General features: G+C 59.2%; 16 protein-coding genes and 1 pseudogene. 6 read left to right on the top strand and 11 right to left on the bottom strand.

Annotated features, from left to right (window positions below; translation table 11 throughout):
• Positions 1-496: 496 nt before the first annotated feature.
• Positions 497-1,585: a hypothetical protein gene (locus IEV82_RS17225; protein ID WP_188483258.1), complete on the bottom strand. Its 1,089-nt coding sequence runs from the start codon at positions 1,583-1,585 to the stop codon at positions 497-499.
• Between the two features lie 661 nt (positions 1,586-2,246).
• Complete coding sequence (locus IEV82_RS17220) at positions 2,247-2,600, bottom strand: MarR family EPS-associated transcriptional regulator (RefSeq protein ID WP_188483257.1); 354 nt, start codon at positions 2,598-2,600, stop codon at positions 2,247-2,249.
• Positions 2,601-3,123: 523 nt separating this feature from the next.
• Between IEV82_RS17220 and IEV82_RS17215 the strand changes: the two genes are divergently transcribed.
• Positions 3,124-3,684 carry a hypothetical protein gene (locus tag IEV82_RS17215; RefSeq protein ID WP_188483256.1) on the top strand — a complete coding sequence of 187 codons (561 nt, stop codon included), beginning with the start codon at positions 3,124-3,126 and terminating at the stop codon, positions 3,682-3,684.
• A 49-nt stretch (positions 3,685-3,733) separates the two neighbouring features.
• On the opposite strand, the gene IEV82_RS17210 is transcribed toward IEV82_RS17215, so the two are convergent.
• The 9 genes and pseudogenes from IEV82_RS17210 to IEV82_RS17170 form a co-directional block, all read right to left on the bottom strand.
• Positions 3,734-3,955, bottom strand: a complete 222-nt coding sequence (locus tag IEV82_RS17210; RefSeq protein ID WP_188483255.1) for a DUF1127 domain-containing protein — start codon at positions 3,953-3,955, stop codon at positions 3,734-3,736.
• Between the two features lie 206 nt (positions 3,956-4,161).
• Positions 4,162-5,160: a C45 family autoproteolytic acyltransferase/hydrolase gene (locus tag IEV82_RS17205; protein ID WP_188483254.1), complete on the bottom strand. Its 999-nt coding sequence runs from the start codon at positions 5,158-5,160 to the stop codon at positions 4,162-4,164.
• A gap of 6 nt (positions 5,161-5,166) precedes the next feature.
• Entirely contained in the window at positions 5,167-6,618 is a 1,452-nt protein-coding gene (locus IEV82_RS17200; RefSeq protein WP_188483253.1) for a biotin carboxylase, read from the bottom strand.
• Positions 6,619-6,620: 2 nt separating this feature from the next.
• Positions 6,621-9,383, bottom strand: a pseudogene (locus IEV82_RS17195) (aminotransferase class I/II-fold pyridoxal phosphate-dependent enzyme).
• A 52-nt stretch (positions 9,384-9,435) separates the two neighbouring features.
• A complete protein-coding gene (locus IEV82_RS17190) occupies positions 9,436-10,395 on the bottom strand; it encodes a carbon-nitrogen hydrolase family protein (RefSeq protein WP_188483252.1) in 960 nt (319 codons plus the stop codon).
• 58 nt (positions 10,396-10,453) lie between these two features.
• Positions 10,454-10,870: a universal stress protein gene (locus IEV82_RS17185; protein WP_188483251.1), complete on the bottom strand. Its 417-nt coding sequence runs from the start codon at positions 10,868-10,870 to the stop codon at positions 10,454-10,456.
• Positions 10,871-10,880: 10 nt separating this feature from the next.
• A complete protein-coding gene (locus IEV82_RS17180; RefSeq protein WP_188483250.1) occupies positions 10,881-13,643 on the bottom strand; it encodes a TRAP transporter permease in 2,763 nt (920 codons plus the stop codon).
• 117 nt (positions 13,644-13,760) lie between these two features.
• Positions 13,761-14,723, bottom strand: coding sequence for a TAXI family TRAP transporter solute-binding subunit (locus IEV82_RS17175; protein WP_188483249.1), 963 nt, complete (start codon positions 14,721-14,723; stop codon positions 13,761-13,763).
• 140 nt (positions 14,724-14,863) lie between these two features.
• Entirely contained in the window at positions 14,864-15,433 is a 570-nt protein-coding gene (locus tag IEV82_RS17170) for a cupin domain-containing protein (RefSeq protein ID WP_188483274.1), read from the bottom strand.
• Between the two features lie 305 nt (positions 15,434-15,738).
• Here IEV82_RS17170 and IEV82_RS17165 point away from each other — a divergent pair, with 305 nt between their 5' ends.
• The 5 genes from IEV82_RS17165 (at position 15,739) to IEV82_RS17145 (ending at position 21,538) form a co-directional block, all read left to right on the top strand.
• On the top strand, positions 15,739-17,058 hold the full coding sequence (locus tag IEV82_RS17165; RefSeq protein WP_188483273.1) for an aspartate aminotransferase family protein: 1,320 nt from the start codon (positions 15,739-15,741) through the stop codon (positions 17,056-17,058).
• 165 nt (positions 17,059-17,223) lie between these two features.
• Complete coding sequence (locus tag IEV82_RS17160) at positions 17,224-18,018, top strand: metallophosphoesterase (protein ID WP_188483248.1); 795 nt, start codon at positions 17,224-17,226, stop codon at positions 18,016-18,018.
• A gap of 203 nt (positions 18,019-18,221) precedes the next feature.
• Positions 18,222-19,556 carry an extracellular solute-binding protein gene (locus IEV82_RS17155; RefSeq protein WP_229747889.1) on the top strand — a complete coding sequence of 445 codons (1,335 nt, stop codon included), beginning with the start codon at positions 18,222-18,224 and terminating at the stop codon, positions 19,554-19,556.
• Positions 19,557-19,643: 87 nt separating this feature from the next.
• Entirely contained in the window at positions 19,644-20,525 is an 882-nt protein-coding gene (locus tag IEV82_RS17150; RefSeq protein ID WP_188483247.1) for a carbohydrate ABC transporter permease, read from the top strand.
• An 86-nt stretch (positions 20,526-20,611) separates the two neighbouring features.
• A complete protein-coding gene (locus IEV82_RS17145; protein ID WP_188483271.1) occupies positions 20,612-21,538 on the top strand; it encodes an ABC transporter permease subunit in 927 nt (308 codons plus the stop codon).
• Positions 21,539-21,549: the final 11 nt, after the last annotated feature.

The following is a 21,549-nucleotide window of genomic DNA, read 5'->3' as shown; positions in this document are numbered from 1 at the left end:
GTCATCGGGGTCTCCATCGGTTCGTGGTTGAAGCTTGCAAACTCCACCATAACCGACATCCTCGATGGCCACCCCGGTTACACCGCCAGCGCGATGTGAAAGTCCACCACGTCCGTGGACACTACCCGGATCGCGACACGTACGGCGCAAAGTTGCTGCGGAGGGTTTTCTGTTTAGAAAGCGCCGGACATTATCGGGCAAACACGGAACGCCCAAGGCCCACGATAGGCCGGGATATGTGCAGATGTCTGTGTGGAACACCTCCAACCATCCACACTCCGAGAATGCATTGGGAATGGCATAATCGTGACGGGCACCGCTCTGTATGACGACAACACGTGGCGTCTGTTGTGCTATTGATGACATGCGATTGCTCACACTAGAAATTCCCAACGGCCACCAATTGGCACCATGTAGCTTGGTTGAGCGATGTCTATGTGCCCGTCAAAAATGCAAACGCTGTTTAATTCAACGCTCAGTGCAGCCAGCCATTTTCTCAAGGCCGAATGGCCCTTTTTTGCAACACAACTAAAGGCATTTTTAGGCCAACCTTAACGGCTAGAAGAAAAAGAAGCGTAAAGTTGAAGAAGAAGGCTGGGTATGCCGTCAGCATGAGGGTTGCAGGCGCAATGCCAGAGGCATAATAGATCCGTGCTCTTACATCGCCGCGTCGTGCTCTTTCCCACCACGTCCCAACAACGAAAGCCGTGATGAAGAAAAAAACGCATCCCAGGAATCCGCCCTCCATATAGGCATCGCCAAAGGCACTGTTTGTAGCACCAATTCGGTGGATAGCCCCAATATTGGACAATGCCTGATTTAAGAAATCGATATCGAACATCAGAGCCGCCTTAAGATCGCGACCCACCAGCTGACCCGGTATCCATTGGAAGATGAAACGGTTCCATGAATCCGCGCCCAAGGTGAACGAAGCGCCATCGCTCACGTATCTTACAATATAATACGCATTTGCCATCTCCGGGAACTGCCCAGTGTTTTGGAAGGGCGTGTATGACCAGAAATTGATCGCAGCGATCTGTGCCAAGTTCACATCTCCCAATGAATTCCATCCAAGGCCCCGCAACGCCCCGACGCCAAAGACGAAAAGCATCCCGAACGGGATGCTAATGAGAACCAACGTGCGAGGCAGCACTAGGCCCCGGGCATACCAGTATGCCAAGTTTATAATGACAAACACTTCTAATGCCGCCCGGCGTCTAAAGTAGATAGTCAACGCTGGCAGATACATCACTATATGCAGTGCGATCAGGATGGCGCAGAGCTTCCGGCGCTCCCCAGAAAGGAATAGGTAGACCACAAGAAAAAGTGACAGAGCCTTCAGGTTCGAGAAAAAATAGATGATGGTAATCGGCCCCGACCAATTCACGTCCGAAGATCCATCGCTTGTATCCACGCCACGCAATAAAAACGTCATGGCGAGTGTGAACAGGGTTAGACTAATAGCGAGCTGGACAAGCTTTCTATTTGATATTGGCGAAATTATGCTGCGTTTTCCGTGTGAAATACCTAAATTCCACCCCGCGACAAGAGCACCAAGGCAGACCAAGCAGAACATCTCCAGCATGAATAGTTCGCTCGTATTGAAACCAAACCCTGAATTACGTACTCCAATTAACTGTGGTATCACCCAAGCGATATAGACTGCCGATGCTAGGGCCGGATACTCAAGGAACCCTTCCCTTTTAGCCAGTGAGAACAGTAAAATTCGTCCAGAAAATATCGATAGTATTATCAACAACAAGATTTCCGGATCCTTTAAATGATTTCTTGGCTTCGCTACTGCACATTCACCGAATGTTTATCTACATGCTCAGTCCCGCATGACAGCTCTGAAGATGTAACCGCACCCGACAGAATCTTTGTTACAAGGCTGGTCTGCGAGGACCGACATAGGAGGACGGTCATATTTGAGGGTACCACGTTCGGGCGCGAACTAGCGAAAAATGTTTTTCAGGCCCATGGCGCTGATTTCTCGGGGCGGGCAGCCCTCGCGCCTCAGCAGCACCTAGACGCGTCGGTAGCCGAGTCGGATCGATTCATCTTCGATCCGATCCACCAGATACCGGCACTGAACAACTAGTGGCAAAACCTGAGCAAATCCCGTTGGGCCGATACCGCTGCAGAACGGGGGCAGACCCAACGAGCCCAGTACCGGATAACGCCAGCCCTCACGCCCCAAACCCCCGATAACGCAAACTCCCGGACCTCTGACCATCGCCCTGCCCTCATCGATCTGCGCCATTCGCGGAACCAGCCTCGATATCCGCCTCCAGCGCATCGATCTCCGACTTCAACGCCTCGTACTCCGCATATTTCCTCTTCAGGAAACCACCCGTAAGACGGGCCTTGGCCTCGATGCCGCTGGGCGTCAGGATGTAGGCGTAGCGCAGCTTGTTGTTCGAGGCTCGGAAGTTCCGGACCTTGAGCTGGCCTTTCTCAACAAGCGCCTTGAGCACATAATTGGTTGCCCCCAAACTGACCCCCAAGCTGTCCGCGATATCTCGTTGCGACAGGTGCGGCTGGTCTTCCAACAGACGCAGGATGCGAAACCGCACATCCTCGTTGATTTCACGGCTCATGGGCCTGGAACCACGGCTACCGCACCGACGCTCGCTTGGGTGAGGCCGCCCGCTGTTTCGCACTGGTTGTGTGCGTTCATGGTTGAACGCGTAGCATCCACGCCGTTCTCAGGGAAGCGTAAATCGTTGATGTAACCAAACTAAGGAGATTATCTGCACATCAAAAGATTATTTTTTGAGCGAAGTGGAGGCACCGGGATGGAAATTTGCGGACTGCACCGGCACGACCTCTTCCTTGAGGTCATCCGCAAAATGCTGTCGGACACGCCGTTCTCTTGCCGCAAGCTCGCCGCGCGCCTCTTCCCAACGACAGACACGATATGGCGTTGACGGATGATGATCGTGGAGGCAAGTGCAGCTACCCGCGACACGAGGTTCTCCGGCGTCGTGGAGGTCGATGAGACCTTTCAGCGAGAAAGCCGCAAGGGGTCGGGGGAGTGGGCAAACCGCGCCGCCAATTCGAACCGGCACCCAGCCCCCGCCACGGCCGCAGTGGTGTGTATTTCGCAGCAGACAAATCAAGATGGCGCGCGGCCTCTCGAAGTGGCCGATCCGGTTGCTGACAGTGGGTGATCAAGGTGGCAGACGCCTGTTCGCGCCTATCGCGACCCGTGGAAACCGGACGATCGAAATCGCCTTGGCGCCCCTCGTTCCAAGTGATGCGGTGTTGTGTAGCGATGGCCTGAAGCCCTACCGGGCGTTCTGCAAAAAGAACGGGAGCGCACACTACGAAGTCTCGAACAAGCCTGGAAAACGGGTCGTCGCCGGAGCGTTTCACATCCAGAATGTGAATGCACGTCACGCGCGTGACGATGCCTTCGTGCGGCCATTCTGCGGACCGACGACGAAATATCTCTACCGCACCTCAGGTGGTTCATTGCTCCGCAAAAAGATCACCCCGGACGCCGCCTTCAAGAATATCGTCGCGGCATCACGATCAGGAGCCTGGGCATTCCCACTACGCTATCGCGACACATCATTCAATTTCAATGGCTTGGGAGTCATCAGCCGGTCTGGCTGGTATGTGCCTCGGGGCTCCGTGTTTTCCGGTCCCATCTGGATCCTGAGGTCGCAAAAAAAATAGGCCGCCCGAAGGCGGCCTTTGTCTGCAAACTCGGCGCTCCGATTGGCGATTACCGATAGTAGGTGTCACGGAAGACGTGGTGGACAATGTCTTTGCGCTCGATGGCCAGCGCTGACAGCTGTGCGTCATTCATGGCTTGAAGCATCCGCACACGGCGCAGGCGCGGGTCGTTCGCGCCGATCTTTTGCATCCGCGTGCTCACCCAGTCGGCGATGTGCTTGAACACGTGTGACTTGGGGTAGTAGTCTGTCGTCGATATGGCATGTGCCACTGGAAACCGTCCTGTTCATGTGTTTGCTGTTCCGGATGCACATGAAATAGGCATTGTGTGAACGTTGTTAAACCGACAGCTTGGCATCGCCGCATTGCAGCATTTTCATGGCTTGGAGGCGTGGACGGTCTTGAAATCGACGGTTGGACAGCAGCTTGGCGGATAGTCGTGGCGTCGGCGTCACTGCATCACGCACGACAGGTCGCTCAGATGGCAAGGCTGCCCGGCGTCGCGGCTTCGGGAAACATGACACGGATGTGGTCGGTCTGAAAATCCGAAAAGCTCTTTTTCCAGCTTCGACCGGGCCAGCGCAGTTCCACAGACCGCTCGTCAGGTCTGTAGGCGGCAGTGTAGAGCGTGCCGAAACCCGAAGAAAATGCGGTTGAATACAAGGGCGGCTTGAGGAACGCGCCGATGAAGCGTTCCTGTGTCTCGGGGTGCAATGTCAAACGCTGTAGCAGGAAACGCTCGCGCTCCACAGTGGCGGTGAACCGCGCGTGGCTGGACCGTTCGACCCGTTCCTGGTGGTTTGTCGCAACCGCGGAATGCGTGACGATCGCCGGGCGATCCGGCGCGAGGTACGCCGTCACGAAGCGCCGCTGCGCGTCGAGCGCGGTCACGTTATAGCTCATGTGACAGGGGATCCGCTGCAGCACAGCCGCCGCCTCGTCCACGGTCGTGCAGGTTTGCAGGATGTAGCGCAGGATCAACGGGACGCCGAAGCCGTCTCCGATCTCCCTGCGTCCTCCAAAGGTCAGCGACAGCACAAGACCCGAATCGTTGATGCCATCCACCAGACCGAAGAGACCATCGCTGGTGCCGATGACACCCCGCCCGTTCCAGTTGGTTTTGAGCACGATGGCATCGAACGCCGCCGGGTCGTAGTCGTAATTGCGGACCAGCAGCGGCGTGTCGCCCGGCCAGACGGCCTGACTGCAGGCCGACAGGTAGCGCGGCGGGCAATAAAAGCTCAGGAACCGCGCGGCCAGATCGCCACCGCCCGACAGCGCGCACAAGCGGTCGTAGAGCTCTGCGATCTCGGGCATGTGCTGCACCAGCGCGCGTCGGCATTCGAGGTATGTCGGGCGTCCCGACATGCCATCCCGCGACCACCACGCTGCATAGGCGGGCCAGTAGGCTTGGAAGAGCCCGGACCAGACAGGACCGGGTTCATCCTCGGATATTGCGCGTATGACAAGACTCATACCGGTCTACATGATCTTGAATGCCGGCTCCTGCAAGGCCTGCGCCGACGGCAGCGGCCGGGCCGAGAAAGCCGTCTTGATCCCGTCGATCCATTTCTTCGACTTTGCGGTCAGCTGGAACCCCTGGGTCATCGACCGACCCCGTGTGACGAGAATGCCCAGATCCGCGCCTTCGTAGCGATAGTCACCGGGGCTGAGGATGCGCAGGAAAAACGCCTCGTCCTCGGTCTCGACCGCGCGGCGGTGATAGTCGAAACGATCGAACACGACCCGCCCGTCCGGCAACATCTTGTAGATGCCCGATTGCGGCGCATCCGTGATGATATCCACACTGTCATCGGTGTGCTTGATCACCATTTGCGACCAGCTGTCGATCATCTCCGGGTCGGACCAGCGGGAGTTCAGATCCTCGACATCGAGCTTGAACGGCTTCTTGGAAAACTCCAGCAGGTGAAACAGGAAAAGCGGCGCGTCCGCATGGGCAAAGGCGGCATGGTTGGTCATGGAGGACGCGCCCGTGATCCGGGGGTTCAACTCTCCGAGCCAGATATCGCCGGATTTCTTTTCGATCAGGAAATCGAGTTCGAAATAGCCCCGGTAGCCTTCCTTGCGCAACTGCTCGCCGAATTTGAAGGTCAATTCCCGCGCTTGCTGGCGGGTCTTGGGCGGAAAGGCGGTCGAGAAGATCTCGTTGCCGCACCAGCCCCCGCGATAGGGCGTCAGATCGTTGAAACCGACGAGTTCGGTCATCAGAGGTCCGACGATCGTGCCCTCGCTGGTCGCACAGGCCTCGATCGCAGAGCCGCGGCAGTCGATCCGCTTCATGATCTTGATCTCGCCCTCTCCGACGATTTCGTGCTCGTGCTTGCGAAAGTCGGCCTCGGACTTGATGAAGAAGGTGGTGTGACCGCTGTCCCCGAAGGCGGATTGCAGCACGAGGTCATGTCCGATGCCGGCTTTCTCGGTGATTTCGCGCAGATGGTCGTAGCTTCTGACCTCGCTCAGCGTGTTGGGCACCGAGGGCACGCCCGCCTTGTTGCCGATGCGCACGGTCTCGATCTTGTTGTCCATCGACGTGCGGAGTTTCGCCTTCGGAAACCAGACCTCGCCCCCCAGTTCCTTGACGAGGGCTTCGGTCTTTTCGTCGAACATCAGAAAGACGAATTTCGGATTTCCACCGCGCGACTTGACGTAGTCGACAACTTCCTTGTGCTGCAGAAGGTAGTTGTTGATGTCCTCGATGGACTGGAATTCGTCATGCGGCAATTCCGACGGGCACAGCACGTTCGGGTGCCTGCCGTCAAAGCAATCCATGTAGCAGATATACTTGAAATTCTTCACCCATTCGTCGAGCCCCAGCAGATTGAAATTCGTTGCGGAAACGAAATAGACGGGATCCTTGTTCGTGTGGAAATAACGACGGATTTCGGAGATGTTCTTGAGCGTCTTTTTTGGCATGTCTAGTTTCCTCTTCCAGATCCCGATATCAAATTTTCCAAAGCCTTCTGTGTGAAAATCCTGAGCCCGAGATCATGGCGGTATCCATGGATCTCGCTGACATCCAACGCCCCCATGAATTCCATGATCTCTGGGCTGATCACCTGTCCCGGCACAAGAATTGGAAATCCCGGCGGATAGGGAATGATGAAGGACGCGGAAACAAGCTCTTCGCCATTCCGCAGCCGTTCCAGCAAGGCTTCGCCGAGCGTCAGGTAATCGCAATTGTCTTCGTCGTAGGACAGGAAATAGGCAGAGCGGATATCACCCTCGGGCGTGATCGAACTTTCCCGAAACGCATCGTGAAAGCGGCTGAAGTCCGGCAAGGGTGGGACATGTTCCACAAGCGCGGTCACCCGATTTTCAAAAGACCGCCGTTCCATCTTGGATGCATCGTCCAGCAGGTCATCCAGATCATTGGCAATTTCGACAAGAACCTCGATCAGATAGGCGACCGAGGACCGCGTTGTCCCGATATTGGTCATGAACAAGACGGTATTTCGCGATGTCTTGTTGATCTGGATCCCGTATTTATCCATCAGGATCTTGGTCTTGAACGTGTCGCCATCCCAGCCGGTGCCGCCCACGGCAAGAGTGACCCGCGTGGGATCAAGGACGAATTCGTCCTTTGCCCAGATTTCCCAGATATCCGTCCAGCCGCGCCTTGCGTCGAAATAGCTGTTCGCCCCGCTGTCCCGGTATTCGGCCGGGATCATGTCTGCGACGGTCAAGACCCGAAAATACTTCTGCAGAAGCGGATTGCTGGCCACGGCCTTTCGGATCGCCATTGCGCTTTCGATCTGACGCTGGACGAATTCAAAGCCTTCAAGTTCGACCTGACGCCGCCCCACATCCAGCGATGCGATGATCTGGTAATTCGGCGACGTGGAGGTGTGGGTCATGTAGGCTTCGTGGAAGGCCTGTTCGACCTCGCCCTTGAAGTCCTGATCGTTGACGTGGATCATCGAGCCTTGCCGCAGCGACGTGAGCGTCTTGTGTGTCGATTGCGTCGCGTAGGCGCGGACGCGGGCGTCCGGCGGCGGCAAGAGCCGCGTGTTCAGCCAGACCTCCTCGTCGGCATTTTCCAGCTCCTTCTGCTGTTCGGCATAGGCAGCGGCCGCCTCTTCCGTCCTCAATGTCTCGCGCAAAAGATTGGCGACACCCATCGCGGTGCGTTGCCGGTAGGTCGGCGTGAAGCGCGCAAAGGCGAACCACGCCTCGTCCCACAGGAACACGAGGTCCTTCTTGATGGCGAGACATTCCTCCATCACCCGTTGAACGTTGTAGACCAGCCCGTCGAAGGTGCAGTTGGTCAGCAGGACCATGCGCACCTTGTCCAGCTTTCCGTTGGCCTTCAGATTAAGCAGAGTTTTCTTGATCTCTCTGAGCGGCACGGCTCCGTACATCGAGTATTCGTGCAAGGGATAGCTGTCCATGTAGACCACATTGGCGCCGGACAGAACCATTCCGTAATGATGCGACTTGTGACAGTCACGGTCGACCAGAACAATGTCGCCGGGCCGGACCAGCGACTGAACCACGATCTTGTTGCAGGTCGACGTGCCGTTGGTCGCAAAGAACGTCTGCTTGGAGCCGAACGCCCGCGCCGCCATGTCCTGCGCTTCCTTGATGGGACCGCGCGGCTCGAGCAGGCTGTCGAGGCCCCCGGATGTGGCCGATGTCTCGGCAAGAAAGATATTGGGGCCGTAGAACGCGCCCATGTCCTGAATCCAATGCGAGCGGGTGATCGATTTGCCCCGGCTGATCGGCATGGCGTGAAAAACGCCTGTCGGCTGCTTTGAATACTCCTTGAGCGCCGTGAAAAAAGGCGTCTTGTACCGGCGGTTGACGCCGCGCAGGATGTTCAGGTGCAGTTCAAGGAAGTCTTCCTGATTGTAGAAAACCCTGCGGCACCGTCCAAGATCCATGACTGCGATATCTTCGACGGATCGGTCCGTGATCAGATAGGCGTCCAATTCAGGCCGCACCTTGGCGATCAGTCAACAGGCCTCCGGACCGTAATCACCCGGCGTCAAGGCTTCGACATCTTCCTCGTTCCCGATCCGGCTGAGAAACTGCTTCAGGATCGGCAGCGCGTTCTCTGATTTCAGCATAAGCCCGGGGCGCACGATGACAGCCTGCACATTATGGTTGAACAGGATGCCCATAAGCGCGTCTTCGAGGCTGGGCACGATGACGGGCTCGTAGATGAACGGGTCTTCGGTCCGCCGGACCCGGTGCAGATTGTTGCGCAGGAATCGTTCCTGTTGTTCGTTGACACTGTCGACGATCAAGACCTCGAAATAGGGGCGTCCAAGGGCACGGTCCTCGGGGGCAAGCGCGCTTTCGTCCTCGTAATCCTCGTTGTCGTACTCATCACCGCCGATGGGAATGGTCCTGCGACGGTAGGCGCCAGACGTCAGCGCGCGCGCGACGCGCCGCACCGAGGACGAAAGATCCTCGATATTTCGCTGATCGAGCAGACGGCGCAGATGGTCGAACGCATTGGCCCCCGGAAAGGCCCAATAGAGCTCGATCGGGGCCAAGGCGTCGAACAAGGCCTCCGCGGCATGGATGAGCGTCTTTCCGCGACGGCCATCGACCCCCTGAAGCCTGAGCGACTCGGCTGTTTCACGCAGCGCGCTCCACCGGTCGGCCCGAAGTTGCGTGGCACTGTAGTAGTCGCCGATCGATGGCAGCTTGTCGTCTGCGGATTGTACGTTCATTCTTCCGTCCTTTGCTGACGTCGGCACGAAGCGCGCGTGCTGTGACCTGGAATTATTGTGTGCCGGACCTTCCCTTGAACATGGGCACTGCCGATGCGGCCCCTTGATCCGTGCCAAGCGCGGTCCTCGGGTCCAGTGTCTGAACTCCGGCGCGCGAGCCTTGGCCTGGCGTCGTCAGGGGACCGAGCGTCTTGAGATAGGCATCCGCACCGCTGGTCCGGTCATAGATCGAGAATTCCGCCTCTCGGTCGCGGAAGCTCTTGAGAACCTGTCCGAGCCCTTTCAGGCCCGTTTCGCGTTGGCGACGCACCACGTCGAGATCGATCTCGATCGGGAACATGTCTTCCTGCCCCCCGGATTGATGCAGCACCATGGCTGAAGGATCGACCACGATCGACTTGCCGACGCCCCCGGCGGCCAGACCGTTCACGGCAAAAACGTAGCATTGGAACTGGGCTGCGGTCGCGCGGGCGATGGCCAGTTCGGCATCACGGTCGGTGGTGCCGGTCAGCACCGGGTTCAGCAGAACCTCGACCCCCTGGCTGGTGAGCTGCCGTGTCGTTTCCGGGAACCAGATATCGTAGCAGATCGACAGACCGAAACGGCCCACGTCGGGCACATCGAAGATGCAGAACTCGGTTCCGGACGATATGCCCGCCTCGTAGGGCCGGAAGGGAAACATCTTGGAATATTTCGCAACGATCTCGCCCTGCGGATTGATCACGACGGAGGTGTTGAAGATGCGCCCGTCGGGCATTTTCTCGAACATCGACCCGGGGATCAGCCAAATCCCGTAACGCTGCGCATCCTCCTGGAATTGCGTCAGCACATCATTGGGAAACGGCTGCGCAAATTGATCCAGCGGTCCGTAAGGCGCGAGTTCCGAAAACAGGACCATCTGGGTCCAGGGGAACCGAGCCATGAGGATGTCGATCCGGTGTCGCATCGCCTCGACATTCGAATTGAGCGCCGCAACATGCATCTGGATTCCGGCGATTGCAAAAGGTGTCATTCGTCTGAAAACTCCACGTTCGAATACGCTGCCACCTGGCAGCCTGTGCAGGGAAAGATCACCGCACCACCAGCACGGGACGTGTCGCGTGCCGCACGACCTTGTCGGCGTTCGATCCGATCAAGAGCGTCTTGAAGTCGTTCGGCGGATGAGACGACATCACGATCAGGTCGGCGTGCATGTCGCCCGCGATCCGCAGGATCGTCTCGGCGATATGGCCATGGCCGACGTGGAGTTTCGCCTCGGGCACTTCAGATGCCGCGAAGTCGCCCAGTTGCGATTTCAGCTTTTCCATTGCGGTCTTTTCGAAATCCCTGGGCAGATAGGAGGACACCATCGCGGCACCCAGATCGTGCAGGATGGCGAGCAGATGGATTTCTCCGTCCGGTCCAGCGCATCGCTTGGCCATCGGCAGCGCGGTCTTCCAGCTTTCGTCGTGGGTCAGGTCGATGGGCATCAGGATTTTGTCGAACATGGTCTTTCTCCTATGCCGCTGCCGTCTGACGACGCTCGGCCCTGCCCCGCTGGAGCATCACGACCAGCGCAAGCAGGATCAAAGCCGGGATGAACATGAAGTATCGCGAGGGCTGCGAGACCGGTTTGCGCACCAGGTCGATTTCCTGATCCCAGTCCAGACCCGCTTCCGCCGCAGCGCTGCCAAAGGTCACGTTGTCGATGATCACCTCGTCGCCGTTCACGACATATTCCAGCCCGGACGCAATCAATCGGTCTGCGCCCGTTTCACCTTCGCCCACCGGCAGCAACGCGGAGAATGTCACCGGATCGCCAACCGCGTTCAATCCGCTGACCCGAAGCCTCAGGGTCTCGCCCACCTCGATGTCCATCGCGGCCTGTTCGATCTGCGCGGGCGGCAGGTCTTCGAAGGGCGGCGCGATCCTGTCCATCCAGAAACCCGGACGGAACAGGGTGAACGCGATCAGCAAGAGCGCGATGGTCTCGTAAAACCGGCTGCGCACGAGAAACCAGCCCTGAGTGGCGGCTGCAAAAAGCAGCATCGCAATCGTCGCCACGATGAAGACGAGTATCCCCTGCCCCCATCCGACATTGATCAGCAACAGATCGGTGTTGAAGATGAAGAGAAAGGGCAGCGCCGCCGTCCGCAAGGAATAGAAGAACGCCACGACCCCGGTCCGGATTGGATCACCGCCCGACACGGCGGCGGCGGCGAAACTGGCCAGCCCGACGGGCGGCGTCACATCTGCCATGATCCCGAAATAGAACACGAACAGGTGAACCGCGATCAACGGAACGATCAGGCCGTTCTGTTGGCCCAACGTCACGATGACGGGTGCCAGAAGTGCTGACACAACGATATAGTTTGCCGTTGTCGGCAGACCCATCCCGAGGATCAGCGACAGAACCGCCGTCAACAGCAGGATCGCCATGATATTGCCGCCTGACAGCACCTCGACCACATCCGCGAGGGCCGACCCGACACCGGTCTGGCTCACCGCGCCGACGATGATACCCGCCGTCGCCGTGGCGATGCCGATGCCGATCATGTTGCGCGCACCGGCCACCAAGCCTTCCATAAGGTCCGCGAACCCGGCCGAGACAGCCGCCGCGACCTTTCCCTCACCGCGCAAAAGCGCCATGAGCGGGCGTTGCGTGACCAGAATGAAGATCATGAAGGACGCGGCCCAGAAAGCCGACAGGCCGGGTGACAGGCGGTCGATCATCAGCGCCCAGATCAGGACAACAACCGGCAGGATGTAATGCAGACCCGACCGGACCGTCGGACCGGGAAGCGGCAGCGATGTCACCGGCGCGTTCGGGTCCTCCATCTTGAGCGGCTCTTCGCGCGACGCGACCCAGAGCAGCCCGATATAGACCGCGACAAGGCAGGCAAAGACCACGTAGCTCGCCGCGTCGCCGAAGGCCGGGCGCATCCACCCCATCAGGAAATAGACTGCAAAGCTGAGCGCGCAGATCGCCGCGATCATGAACGACGTGCTGATCAGCCAGGCCACCAGCGGCTTGGGCTCGACCGCGCGTGGCAAGCCCTCCATGCCCGCCTTCATCGCCTCGAGATGCACGATGTAGACCAGCGCGATGTAGGAAATCACGGCAGGCACAAAGGCGGCCTTGACCACCTCGAAATAGGGAATGCCCACGTATTCGACCATCAGGAAGGCCGCGGCCCCCATGACCGGAGGCATGATCTGGCCGTTGACGGAACTGGCCACTTCGACCGCGCCCGCCTTTTCCGACGAAAAGCCGACTCGTTTCATGAGCGGAATCGTGAATGTGCCGGTTGTCACCACGTTGGCGATCGAGGACCCGGAAATCAGACCTGTCATCGCAGACGACACGACCGCCGCCTTTGCAGGCCCGCCGCGCATGTGGCCCATCAGCGAAAACGCCACCTGAATGAAGTAATTGCCCGCCCCTGCCTTGTCGAGCAGTGACCCGAAGAGCACGAACAGGAACACGAACGAGGTCGAGACGCCCAGCGCGATGCCGAACACACCTTCGGTGGTGATCCACTGGTGGTTGACGACTTCGGAGAGGTTGTTGCCCTTGTGCGCAATGATACCCGGCATCATGGTACCGAGGAACGTATAGACCAGAAACACCGTGGCCACGATCATCAGCGCCGGCCCGAGCGCGCGGCGCGTCGCTTCCAGCAGCAGCAGGATGCCGATGACGGCAACAACATAGTCTTGCAGGATCGGCGCACCGACCCGCCCGGCGATCGCGTCGTAGAAGAAATAAAGATAAAGTGCAGAAAGTGCGCCAAAGACGGCAAGACCCCATTCCCAAAGCGGAATGCGGTTCTTGGGAGAGCCCAGCAGAATGGCCCCGATCAGGGCAACCGCCGGGATCGGAATCCACCAGATCGGCACACCTTCCTTGGAGCCGTAGATGAACAGGAACGTCAGAACGATCGGCACGCCGACGCCAAGCCCAAGCTGTGCAGGTGTCCGTGCTGCGGGATAGGCCGTGAACGCAAGCAGAAGCGCAAAAGCCAGGTGGAAGGATCGCGCCTCGGTGTCGTTGAAAACGCCAAAGCCGAACATGAAGGGAAACGGGGACGCGATCCAAAGCTGGAAGAGTGACCAGATCAGCGCCACCGCCACCATGAATTTGCCCACACCCCCCGAAGGAGATCGCCCGCCGGTGTCGGAGGATGCGACGAGTTCATCCAACTCCTCCTGATTCAGACCACCTTTTCCGGCTGCTGCGTTTTCGACGGCTGCGGCCCCGAACTGCTTGTCGTCACTCATGGATCGATGTCCTTGTCGTCGCACCGGTCGCGTCGAACGCGTCAGTCCCGAGGGCTGTTCGGCATTGGCCGACAGCCCCGATCAAGCGGGGCCAACTGGTCTCTCAATCGGAAATCATCATTCGATCCAGCCGCGCTCGCGGTAATACTGCTCTGCGCCCGGATGCAACGGTGCGCTGAGACCAGCCGAGATCATGTCCTCTTCGGCGAGTTCGCCAAAGGCCGGATGCAACCTCTTGAAGCGGTCGAAATTGTCGAAGACGGCCTTGACCACGGTGTAGACCACATCATCCGGCACCTCCGCCGAGGTCACGAACGTCGCCTTGACGCCGAAGGTTTCGGTGGCTTCGTCATTGCCGGAATAGAGCCCGCCCGGAATGGTTGCCTTGGCGTAGAAGGGGTTATCTTCAACCAGCGTATCAATCGCGTCGCCGGTCACATCCACCAGCCGCGCATCGACGGTCGAGGTCGCTTCCTGGATTGACCCGTTCGGGTGGCCGACCGTGTAGATGATCGCATCGACCTTGTTGTCGCCAAGGGCCGCCGATTGTTCGGCGGGCTTCAGCTCCGAGGCCAGCGCGAAATCTTCAGTGGAGCGGCCCATCGCGTTTAACACGACATCCATCGTCGCGCGCTGTCCGGATCCGGGATTGCCGACGTTCACCCGCTTGCCGAACAGGTCATCAAATTCGGTGATGTCACTGTCGGCCCGGGCCACGACCGTGAACGGCTCGCCATGTACCGAGAACACGGCACGCAGGTCCTGGAACGCGTCGCCTTCATATTCGGACGACCCGTTATAGGCATGGTACTGCCAGTCGGACTGGGCCACGCCCATGTCCATGTCACCCGCCTTGATCGCGTTGATATTGGCAATGGACCCGCCCGTGGAGGGCGCTGTGCACTTCAGGTTGTGCTCGGACGTGCCACGATTCACCAAGCGGCAAATCGACTGGCCGACGACATAGTACACGCCGGTCTGGCCACCTGTCCCGATGGTGATGAAACGCTCCTGCGCCGTCGCGGCTTGCGCACAAAGCGCCGCCGTTGCCGCCAAGGCGGTTATTTTCAAATTGATCATGTCTTTCTCCCAGTAGGCTCTTGTGTTTTTGTTGTCTCTGTCCGATTGGCCGAACAGGATACTCTTCAACAGGAACAGCTTACGGATGCCTTTCAGTCACTCGTGACGCGTCCGATCTGAGAACTGGTACCAGCGAGGCATCAAAACGACGGTGGTGTACACGCGCTGACCACAACGCACGGGGTGTCGCCAAGGTTCCGAAATCGATGCGGCAACCGGCTGTCGAAAAGATATCCGTCGTTCGGATTGAGCACCTTCACGTGGTCGCCCACCGTAACTTCGATCGCGCCGGAAATGACGATTCCGGCTTCTTCACTCTCGTGAACCAACATGCCGGGCCCTGTATCCGCACCCGGCGGGTATGTTTCGTGCAACATCTGCAACGCATGCAGCGACGCATTGCCAACCTGGCGCAGCGAAACACGTGAAGCACCTTCACTCAGACCGATTTCTTGCGGCGACAACTCGATGAACTCATCGGCACCATAAAAGAACTTGGGTCCGTTCGTTTCCTCGATCTCCGAGAAGAACTCGGACAGTGTCATCGAGACCGCATCGAGAAGCCGTTTCAGCGACGCAACGGACGGGCTCGTCTTGTTCTGCTCGATCAGCGAAATCGCGCCATTTGTCAGACCAGCCCGCAGTGCAAGATCCCGTTGCGAGAGACCCTTGCTTCTTCGAGCTGCCTTCAACTTGCCGCCGACATCCATCCGGTCTGTTACGTTCGCTGTCATCATGTGTTTAGAATTCTAAGCGCGCGCAGACGGGAGGGTCAACCCTTGCATTCCAGTTTTTCTCATGAATACTTCGAATCAAACTGCCACGATTGAAAAAAGCGGCAAACGAAGTACGAAAATACTAATCAAACGCTGGCCACGTACGCGCAGGACATGACCAGGACAAGAAGCAGGTGCGTGAACGGCACCTGCCCAAGAACCGGGCAGCCTTTCGCGATTTTCGGGCTAGGCTGTCAGCGCAAATGCAGAACCGCACTCCAGATCAGGACCCCGCCGAGATGTCGCATATCTTTCCACGTCACTCCAAGCTGAACGCGCCTGTGGCCGTTTCGGGCGACGGATGTTACCTGATCGACAAGTCGGGAAAGCGATATCTTGACGGATCAGGCGGCGCGGCCGTGTCCTGTCTTGGCCATGGAGACAGGGTGGTGATCGACGCGATCAAGGCGCAGCTGGACACGCTGGCCTTTGCGCATACGGGGTTCTTTACCTCCGAACCTGCCGAGGAGCTGGCCGATCTTCTGATCGAGCACGCGCCAGCGGGGCTGGACCGGGTCTATCTGGTGTCGGGCGGATCGGAGGCCGCCGAGGCTGCGATCAAGCTCGCGCGCCAGTATTTCGTCGAAAAGGGCGAACCTGAACGCGGCAAGCTGATCGCCCGCAAGCAAAGCTACCACGGCAACACGATCGGTGCGCTCAGCGCGGGCGGCAATGAATGGCGGCGATCGCAATTCGGCCCCCTGCTGCTGGATGTGAGCCACATCGACCCGTGCTACGAGTACCGCCTGCGCGAAGAGGGTGAGAGCCTTGAGGATTACGGGCAACGCGCGGCGCAAGCCCTGGAGGATGAGATCCTGCGCCTTGGACCGGACACCGTGATGGCCTTCATGGCCGAACCGGTGGTGGGCGCGACCGCCGGTGCTCTGGTCCCCGCGCCGGGGTATTTCGAGCGGATCCGTGCGATCTGTGACCAGTACGGTGTTCTTCTTATCCTCGACGAGGTGATGTGCGGCATGGGTCGGACCGGATCGCTGTTCGCCTGCGAACAGGACGGTGTGGTGCCGGATATCGTGTGCATCGCAAAGGGTCTGGGTGCGGGCTATCAGCCCATCGGCGCCATGCTCTGCACCGCCGAGATTTACGAGACGATCGCGCAGGGCACGGGCTTTTTCCAGCACGGGCACACCTATGTCGGACATCCTGCCGCGGCTGCAGGTGGGCTGGCCGTTGTGACCGCCTTGCTGGAGCGCAACCTGATCCCGCGCGTCCAGACAAAAGGCGAGACATTGCACGAAAGGCTGGTTGAACGGTTCGGCCAGCATCCCCATGTCGGCGATATTCGCGGACGCGGCCTGTTCCGGGGCATCGAACTGGTGCGCGACCGCGAGTCCAAGGCGCCGTTCGATCCGTCGCAAGGCATTGCGGGACAGATCAAGAAGGCGGCGTTCGAGGCCGGTCTGATCTGCTACCCGATGTCCGGCACGATAGATGGCCGGAGGGGCGATCACATCCTGCTGGCCCCACCCTTCATCATCGAGGATGCGCAGATCGACGAGCTGATCGACAAGCTGGACACAGCCATCGCGTCGGTGCTTTGATCACGGGCGCTGGATAGAAAACACCCGCTCACGACCTTGCCTGCCACGATTGTCGCAAAACATTCGCACCGGCATCACACCCTCTTTGCAATCTTGCGCAAGCAAGGCGCGCATGTCCCGCGGCTGTCGTCGGGGCTTTCCCAAGAACACCCCGAGGAATGTGACATGCTGAAGTTTCTGGTCCTGAGCGACCTGCATCTGGTTGACGAAAACGAGACATCCCACGGTCTGGACACGCATCTGCGGATGCAGAAGGCCGTGGACTGGATCAACGCCTATCACAAGGACGCGGATTTCTGCGTTCTGGCGGGCGATCTGGCGGATGTCGGCTTCAAGGGTGCGACCGACCCCTACCACCGGCTCAAGGCGCTGGTCGATCAGTTGGACATGCCCTGTCACATCACTATCGGCAATCACGACAACCGCGACACCTTTGTGTCGATCTTCGGTGAGGATCGCCGTGCCGAGACCGGGTGCATCGACAAGGTCGTCGATGCAAAGGGCTACCGGGTGATCCTGCTCGACAGCGTTGTCGAAGGCGACGATCATTCGCATGGCGGGCAGTTGTCGCAGCGCCAGCTTGACTGGCTCGAGGCGCGGCTGGCCGAACATGACGGGCCGGTTGTCGTGATCCTGCACCACCACGCCAACCCGCTGCACGTACGGGTCGACCGGATCATCCTCGAAGATGGCGAGGCATTCGCCAAGGTGCTCAAGACCCACAAGGATGTGCGGCAGGTGATCGCCGGTCACGTGCATTTCACCTCCTGCGGGCTGTGGCACGGCATTCCGTTCACCACGCTGGCAGGCAACCATTACAATGTGACGGTTCCCCTTGAAGTCAGCGCCAAGGTCGACCGGCTCTGGGGTCCGGCACAGATGGCGGTGGTTCTGGGCAACGCGGACCAGACACTGGTGCATTTCGACAATTACCTCGAAGGCAACGCCGTTCTGGGATGACCTGAAATCCGGCCCATGCCCCTGCGCGGGGCATGGGCCCTGCCCTGTTCGGGCACTGTCATGAATTCGAGTCAAAACTGTCTCGATCCGGATTCGAAATGTTCCGACAACATTCACCGAAGCGTCAGATGGCCGTCGCGTCGCGCTCCTAGATCACATCCGTGCGCCGCGAGCGCGACCCGGATTTCTTTATGGAGCATGTCATGAAATCAACCTTCATCAGCGTCTTTGCTGTTGCAGCCGCCTTTGGTGGCGCTGCCTCCGCACAAGACAGGATCGCGTTTGAATACTGGTACGGCCTTGGCGGGTATCTTGGCGAAGTGGTGGCGCAGACCTGCGACCGCTTCAACGAAAGCCAGGACACCTATCAGATCACCTGCGTGAGCCAGGACGGCTATGCCACCGCCGTGCAGAACACGATCGCCGCCTTCCGCGCGGGCAAGCACCCGACCATCGTGCAGTCTTATGACGCCGGCACCGCCGACCTGATGATGTCGGGCGAGTTTTATCCGGTCCAGCAGATGATGGCCGATTTCAACATCGAGATCGACTGGGACAACTATTTCCCCGGCATTTCCAACTATTATGCCGCGTCGACCGGAGAGCTGATCTCCATGCCGTTCAACTCGTCCACGCCGGTCATGTACTACAATATCGACGATTTCGCAGCTGCGGGCATCGACACGCCTCCGGCCACATGGGAAGCATTCGAAGAAGCGCTGCGCGCCCTCGAATCCGCCCAGCCGGAAAAGTGCAACTACGGTTATGCCCCGTCGACTTGGGTCGACCTGGAGCAGTTCTCGATGGCGCACGGTATTCCGGTCGCCTCCAAGAACAACGGCTATGACGGTCTGGACGCCGAGTACGTCTACAACACGACCCAGCACGTGAAGCACATGGAAGACATCAAGCGCTGGCTGGACGAAGGCCTGCTTGAGATCAAGACAAGCCAGGGCGGCATCAACTCGCGCGACGCCTTCGCTCAGAACCAGTGCTCGATCTATTTCGGCTCCATCGCGTCGCACGCCACCGTGCATGCCTCGGCTGTCGACGGTCTCAACTGGGACGTCGCCATGATCCCGGTCTACGAAGGCTTCGAACGCACAAACACCGTCGTGGGCGGCGCGTCGCTCTGGGTTCTGTCCGGAAAGACCGAGGACGAGTACCGCGGTGCAGCTGAATACCTGAAGTTCCTGGCCACTCCCGAAGAAGAGAAGTTCTGGGTGTCCAACACCGGCTACATCCCTGTGACCAAAGCCGCGTTCGAACAGCTGACCGCCGAAGGCTTCTATGACAACGCACCCTACAAGGGTCGTGAAGTCGCGATGAAGTCGCTGACCTATACCGACCCGACACCGCTGACACGCGGCATCCGTCTGGGTGGCTTCATCCAGGCGCGCGCCGAGTGGGTTGCCGAGGTCGAAGCGGCCCTTGCCGGCCAGAAGACCATGCAGGAAGCGCTCGACACCGCCGTGGCCCGTTCGAACGAGGTGCTGCGTCGCTTCGAGCGCACGTACCGCGGCAAGCAACTGCCCTGATCGCCGACACCCTGCCCGGTTGACGGGCTTTGAACACCGCTCCGTCCCGAATGTTTCGGGGCGGAGATGTCCTAACGGGGTCGAGCCATGCGACGCGCCTATTTCAAGAACAACTGGATCGCCGCGCTGGTCGTGGCTCCGCAGCTTCTGATCATCTTCGTCTTTTTCTACTGGCCCACCACGCAGGCGCTTTACTGGGCATTCACCTTCGAACAGCCCTGGGGCGGCGGCAACGAATGGGCCGGGTTCGAGAATTTCCGAATGATCCTGACGGACGACCGCTACTGGCAATCGATCCGTGTCTCGATCGTCTACGCGGCGGGCGCCACCATCCTGTCGATGGGCATGGCGCTGATCCTCGCGGTCTTTGCCGACCGGCAGTTGCGCGGCTACAAGTATTACCGCATCGGCGCGATCTGGCCCTACGCGGTCGCAGCCCCTGCGGTAGGTCTGGCGTTCCGGTTCATCTTCAACCCGTCCGCCGGGATCATGTCCTACGTGAACGCGGCCTTTCCCGGCTTCTGGGATCCGATCCTGAACGGCGATCACGCGCTCTTGATGGTCATCATCGCAGGTGCGTGGAAACAGGTGGCCTACAACTTCATCTTCTTTCTGGCAGGTCTGCAATCCATCCCCCGATCCCTGATCGAGGCAGGTGCGATGGACGGCGCCACGGTGCTGCGCCGGATGGGCGACATCCAGTTGCCGCTGCTGGCACCCACGTTCTTTTTCGTGCTTGTCATCAACATCACCGACAGCTTCACCGACAGTTTCGGCATCGTCGACACCATGACAGGCGGTGGCCCGGCCCGCGCGACCAACCTGATGGTCTACAAGATCTACGTCGATGGGTTTCAGGGCCTCGACTACTCGGGAGCGGCGGCACAGTCGATCATCCTGATGTTCCTCGTGATCGCGCTGACCGTGATCCAGTTCCGCTACATCGAACGCAAGGTGCATTACACATGACCCAGGCCGATCTTCCCCTTGCGTCTGCCGTGCGCGACCCCGATGCCCGCATCGCCAGCCCTCTGCGCAAACGCCGCGCACCGGGCATGGTGGAAAACACGCCGCTCCTGAACATCCTGACGCACCTGATCCTGCTGTCGGGCATGATCATCCTGCTCTTCCCGATGTATCTGGTGTTCAACGCAGCCACCCTGAGCCTGCAGGAGGTGAACGCCCAGCCTGCGCATCTGCTGCCGGGTGACCAGTTCTGGAACAACATCCGCGAGGCGTGGGTCACGCGGGATTTCGGGCAGAAGTTCCTGAACTCGCTGATCGTGGCCCTGGGTGTCGTGACCGGCAAGATCTTCATCGCCTGCATCACCGCCTTTGGCCTCGTGTTCTTTGACCACAGGCTGCGCATGCCGATTTTCTGGGCGGTGTTCATCACGCTGATGCTGCCGCTCGAAGTGCGGATCGTGCCGACCTACGCGGTGGCCGCCAATGCGCTGCAACCCTTCCAGACGATCCTCGACTGGACAGGCATCAGCTGGCTGATCCGGACCGTGTCGGGGATCGAGGTGGCGCTCGAATGGAACATGCTCAATTCCTACACCGGGTTGATCGTGCCACTGATCGCCACCGCCACGGGCACGTTCCTCTACCGTCAGTTCTTCCTGACCATCCCCGATGAACTGGTCGAGGCGGCCAAGATGGATGGCGCAGGCCCGCTGCGGTTCCTGGCCGAGATCCTCGTGCCGCTGTCGCGCACGAATATCGCGGCACTTGCCACCATCATGTTCGTCTACAGCTGGAACCAGTACCTCTGGCCGCTGCTGATCATCACCGATCCGAGCTACAGCGTCGTCGCGGTCGAGCTGGGCAAGCTGGTGCCCGACACCAACACCACCGGCGGCGCTATTCCCAACTGGCACATCGCCATGGCGGGCACGCTGATCGTGACCGTGCCGCCGGTGATCGTCGTCATCTTCATGCAGCGCTGGTTCGTGCGCGGCCTGATCAACACCGATAAATGAGGGCAACAGAC

This window comes from Marivita lacus (assembly GCF_014637725.1).
GTDB lineage: Bacteria > Pseudomonadota > Alphaproteobacteria > Rhodobacterales > Rhodobacteraceae > Marivita > Marivita lacus.
This window is presented reverse-complemented; position numbering and strand designations above follow the sequence as displayed.

What these genes read in the sequence shown, in the direction of transcription:
- IEV82_RS17225 (WP_188483258.1), bottom strand. Translation starts at nt 1,585, where the DNA reads ATGCTGGAGATGTTCTGCTTGGTCTGCCTTGGTGCTCTTGTCGCGGGG.
- IEV82_RS17220 (WP_188483257.1), bottom strand. Translation starts at nt 2,600, where the DNA reads ATGAGCCGTGAAATCAACGAGGATGTGCGGTTTCGCATCCTGCGTCTG.
- IEV82_RS17215 (WP_188483256.1), top strand. Translation starts at nt 3,124, where the DNA reads ATGGCGCGCGGCCTCTCGAAGTGGCCGATCCGGTTGCTGACAGTGGGT.
- IEV82_RS17205 (WP_188483254.1), bottom strand. Translation starts at nt 5,160, where the DNA reads ATGAGTCTTGTCATACGCGCAATATCCGAGGATGAACCCGGTCCTGTC.
- IEV82_RS17200 (WP_188483253.1), bottom strand. Translation starts at nt 6,618, where the DNA reads ATGCCAAAAAAGACGCTCAAGAACATCTCCGAAATCCGTCGTTATTTC.
- IEV82_RS17190 (WP_188483252.1), bottom strand. Translation starts at nt 10,395, where the DNA reads ATGACACCTTTTGCAATCGCCGGAATCCAGATGCATGTTGCGGCGCTC.
- IEV82_RS17185 (WP_188483251.1), bottom strand. Translation starts at nt 10,870, where the DNA reads ATGTTCGACAAAATCCTGATGCCCATCGACCTGACCCACGACGAAAGC.
- IEV82_RS17180 (WP_188483250.1), bottom strand. Translation starts at nt 13,643, where the DNA reads ATGAGTGACGACAAGCAGTTCGGGGCCGCAGCCGTCGAAAACGCAGCA.
- IEV82_RS17175 (WP_188483249.1), bottom strand. Translation starts at nt 14,723, where the DNA reads ATGATCAATTTGAAAATAACCGCCTTGGCGGCAACGGCGGCGCTTTGT.
- IEV82_RS17170 (WP_188483274.1), bottom strand. Translation starts at nt 15,433, where the DNA reads ATGGATGTCGGCGGCAAGTTGAAGGCAGCTCGAAGAAGCAAGGGTCTC.
- IEV82_RS17165 (WP_188483273.1), top strand. Translation starts at nt 15,739, where the DNA reads ATGTCGCATATCTTTCCACGTCACTCCAAGCTGAACGCGCCTGTGGCC.
- IEV82_RS17160 (WP_188483248.1), top strand. Translation starts at nt 17,224, where the DNA reads ATGCTGAAGTTTCTGGTCCTGAGCGACCTGCATCTGGTTGACGAAAAC.
- IEV82_RS17155 (WP_229747889.1), top strand. Translation starts at nt 18,222, where the DNA reads ATGAAATCAACCTTCATCAGCGTCTTTGCTGTTGCAGCCGCCTTTGGT.
- IEV82_RS17150 (WP_188483247.1), top strand. Translation starts at nt 19,644, where the DNA reads ATGCGACGCGCCTATTTCAAGAACAACTGGATCGCCGCGCTGGTCGTG.
- IEV82_RS17145 (WP_188483271.1), top strand. Translation starts at nt 20,612, where the DNA reads ATGGTGGAAAACACGCCGCTCCTGAACATCCTGACGCACCTGATCCTG.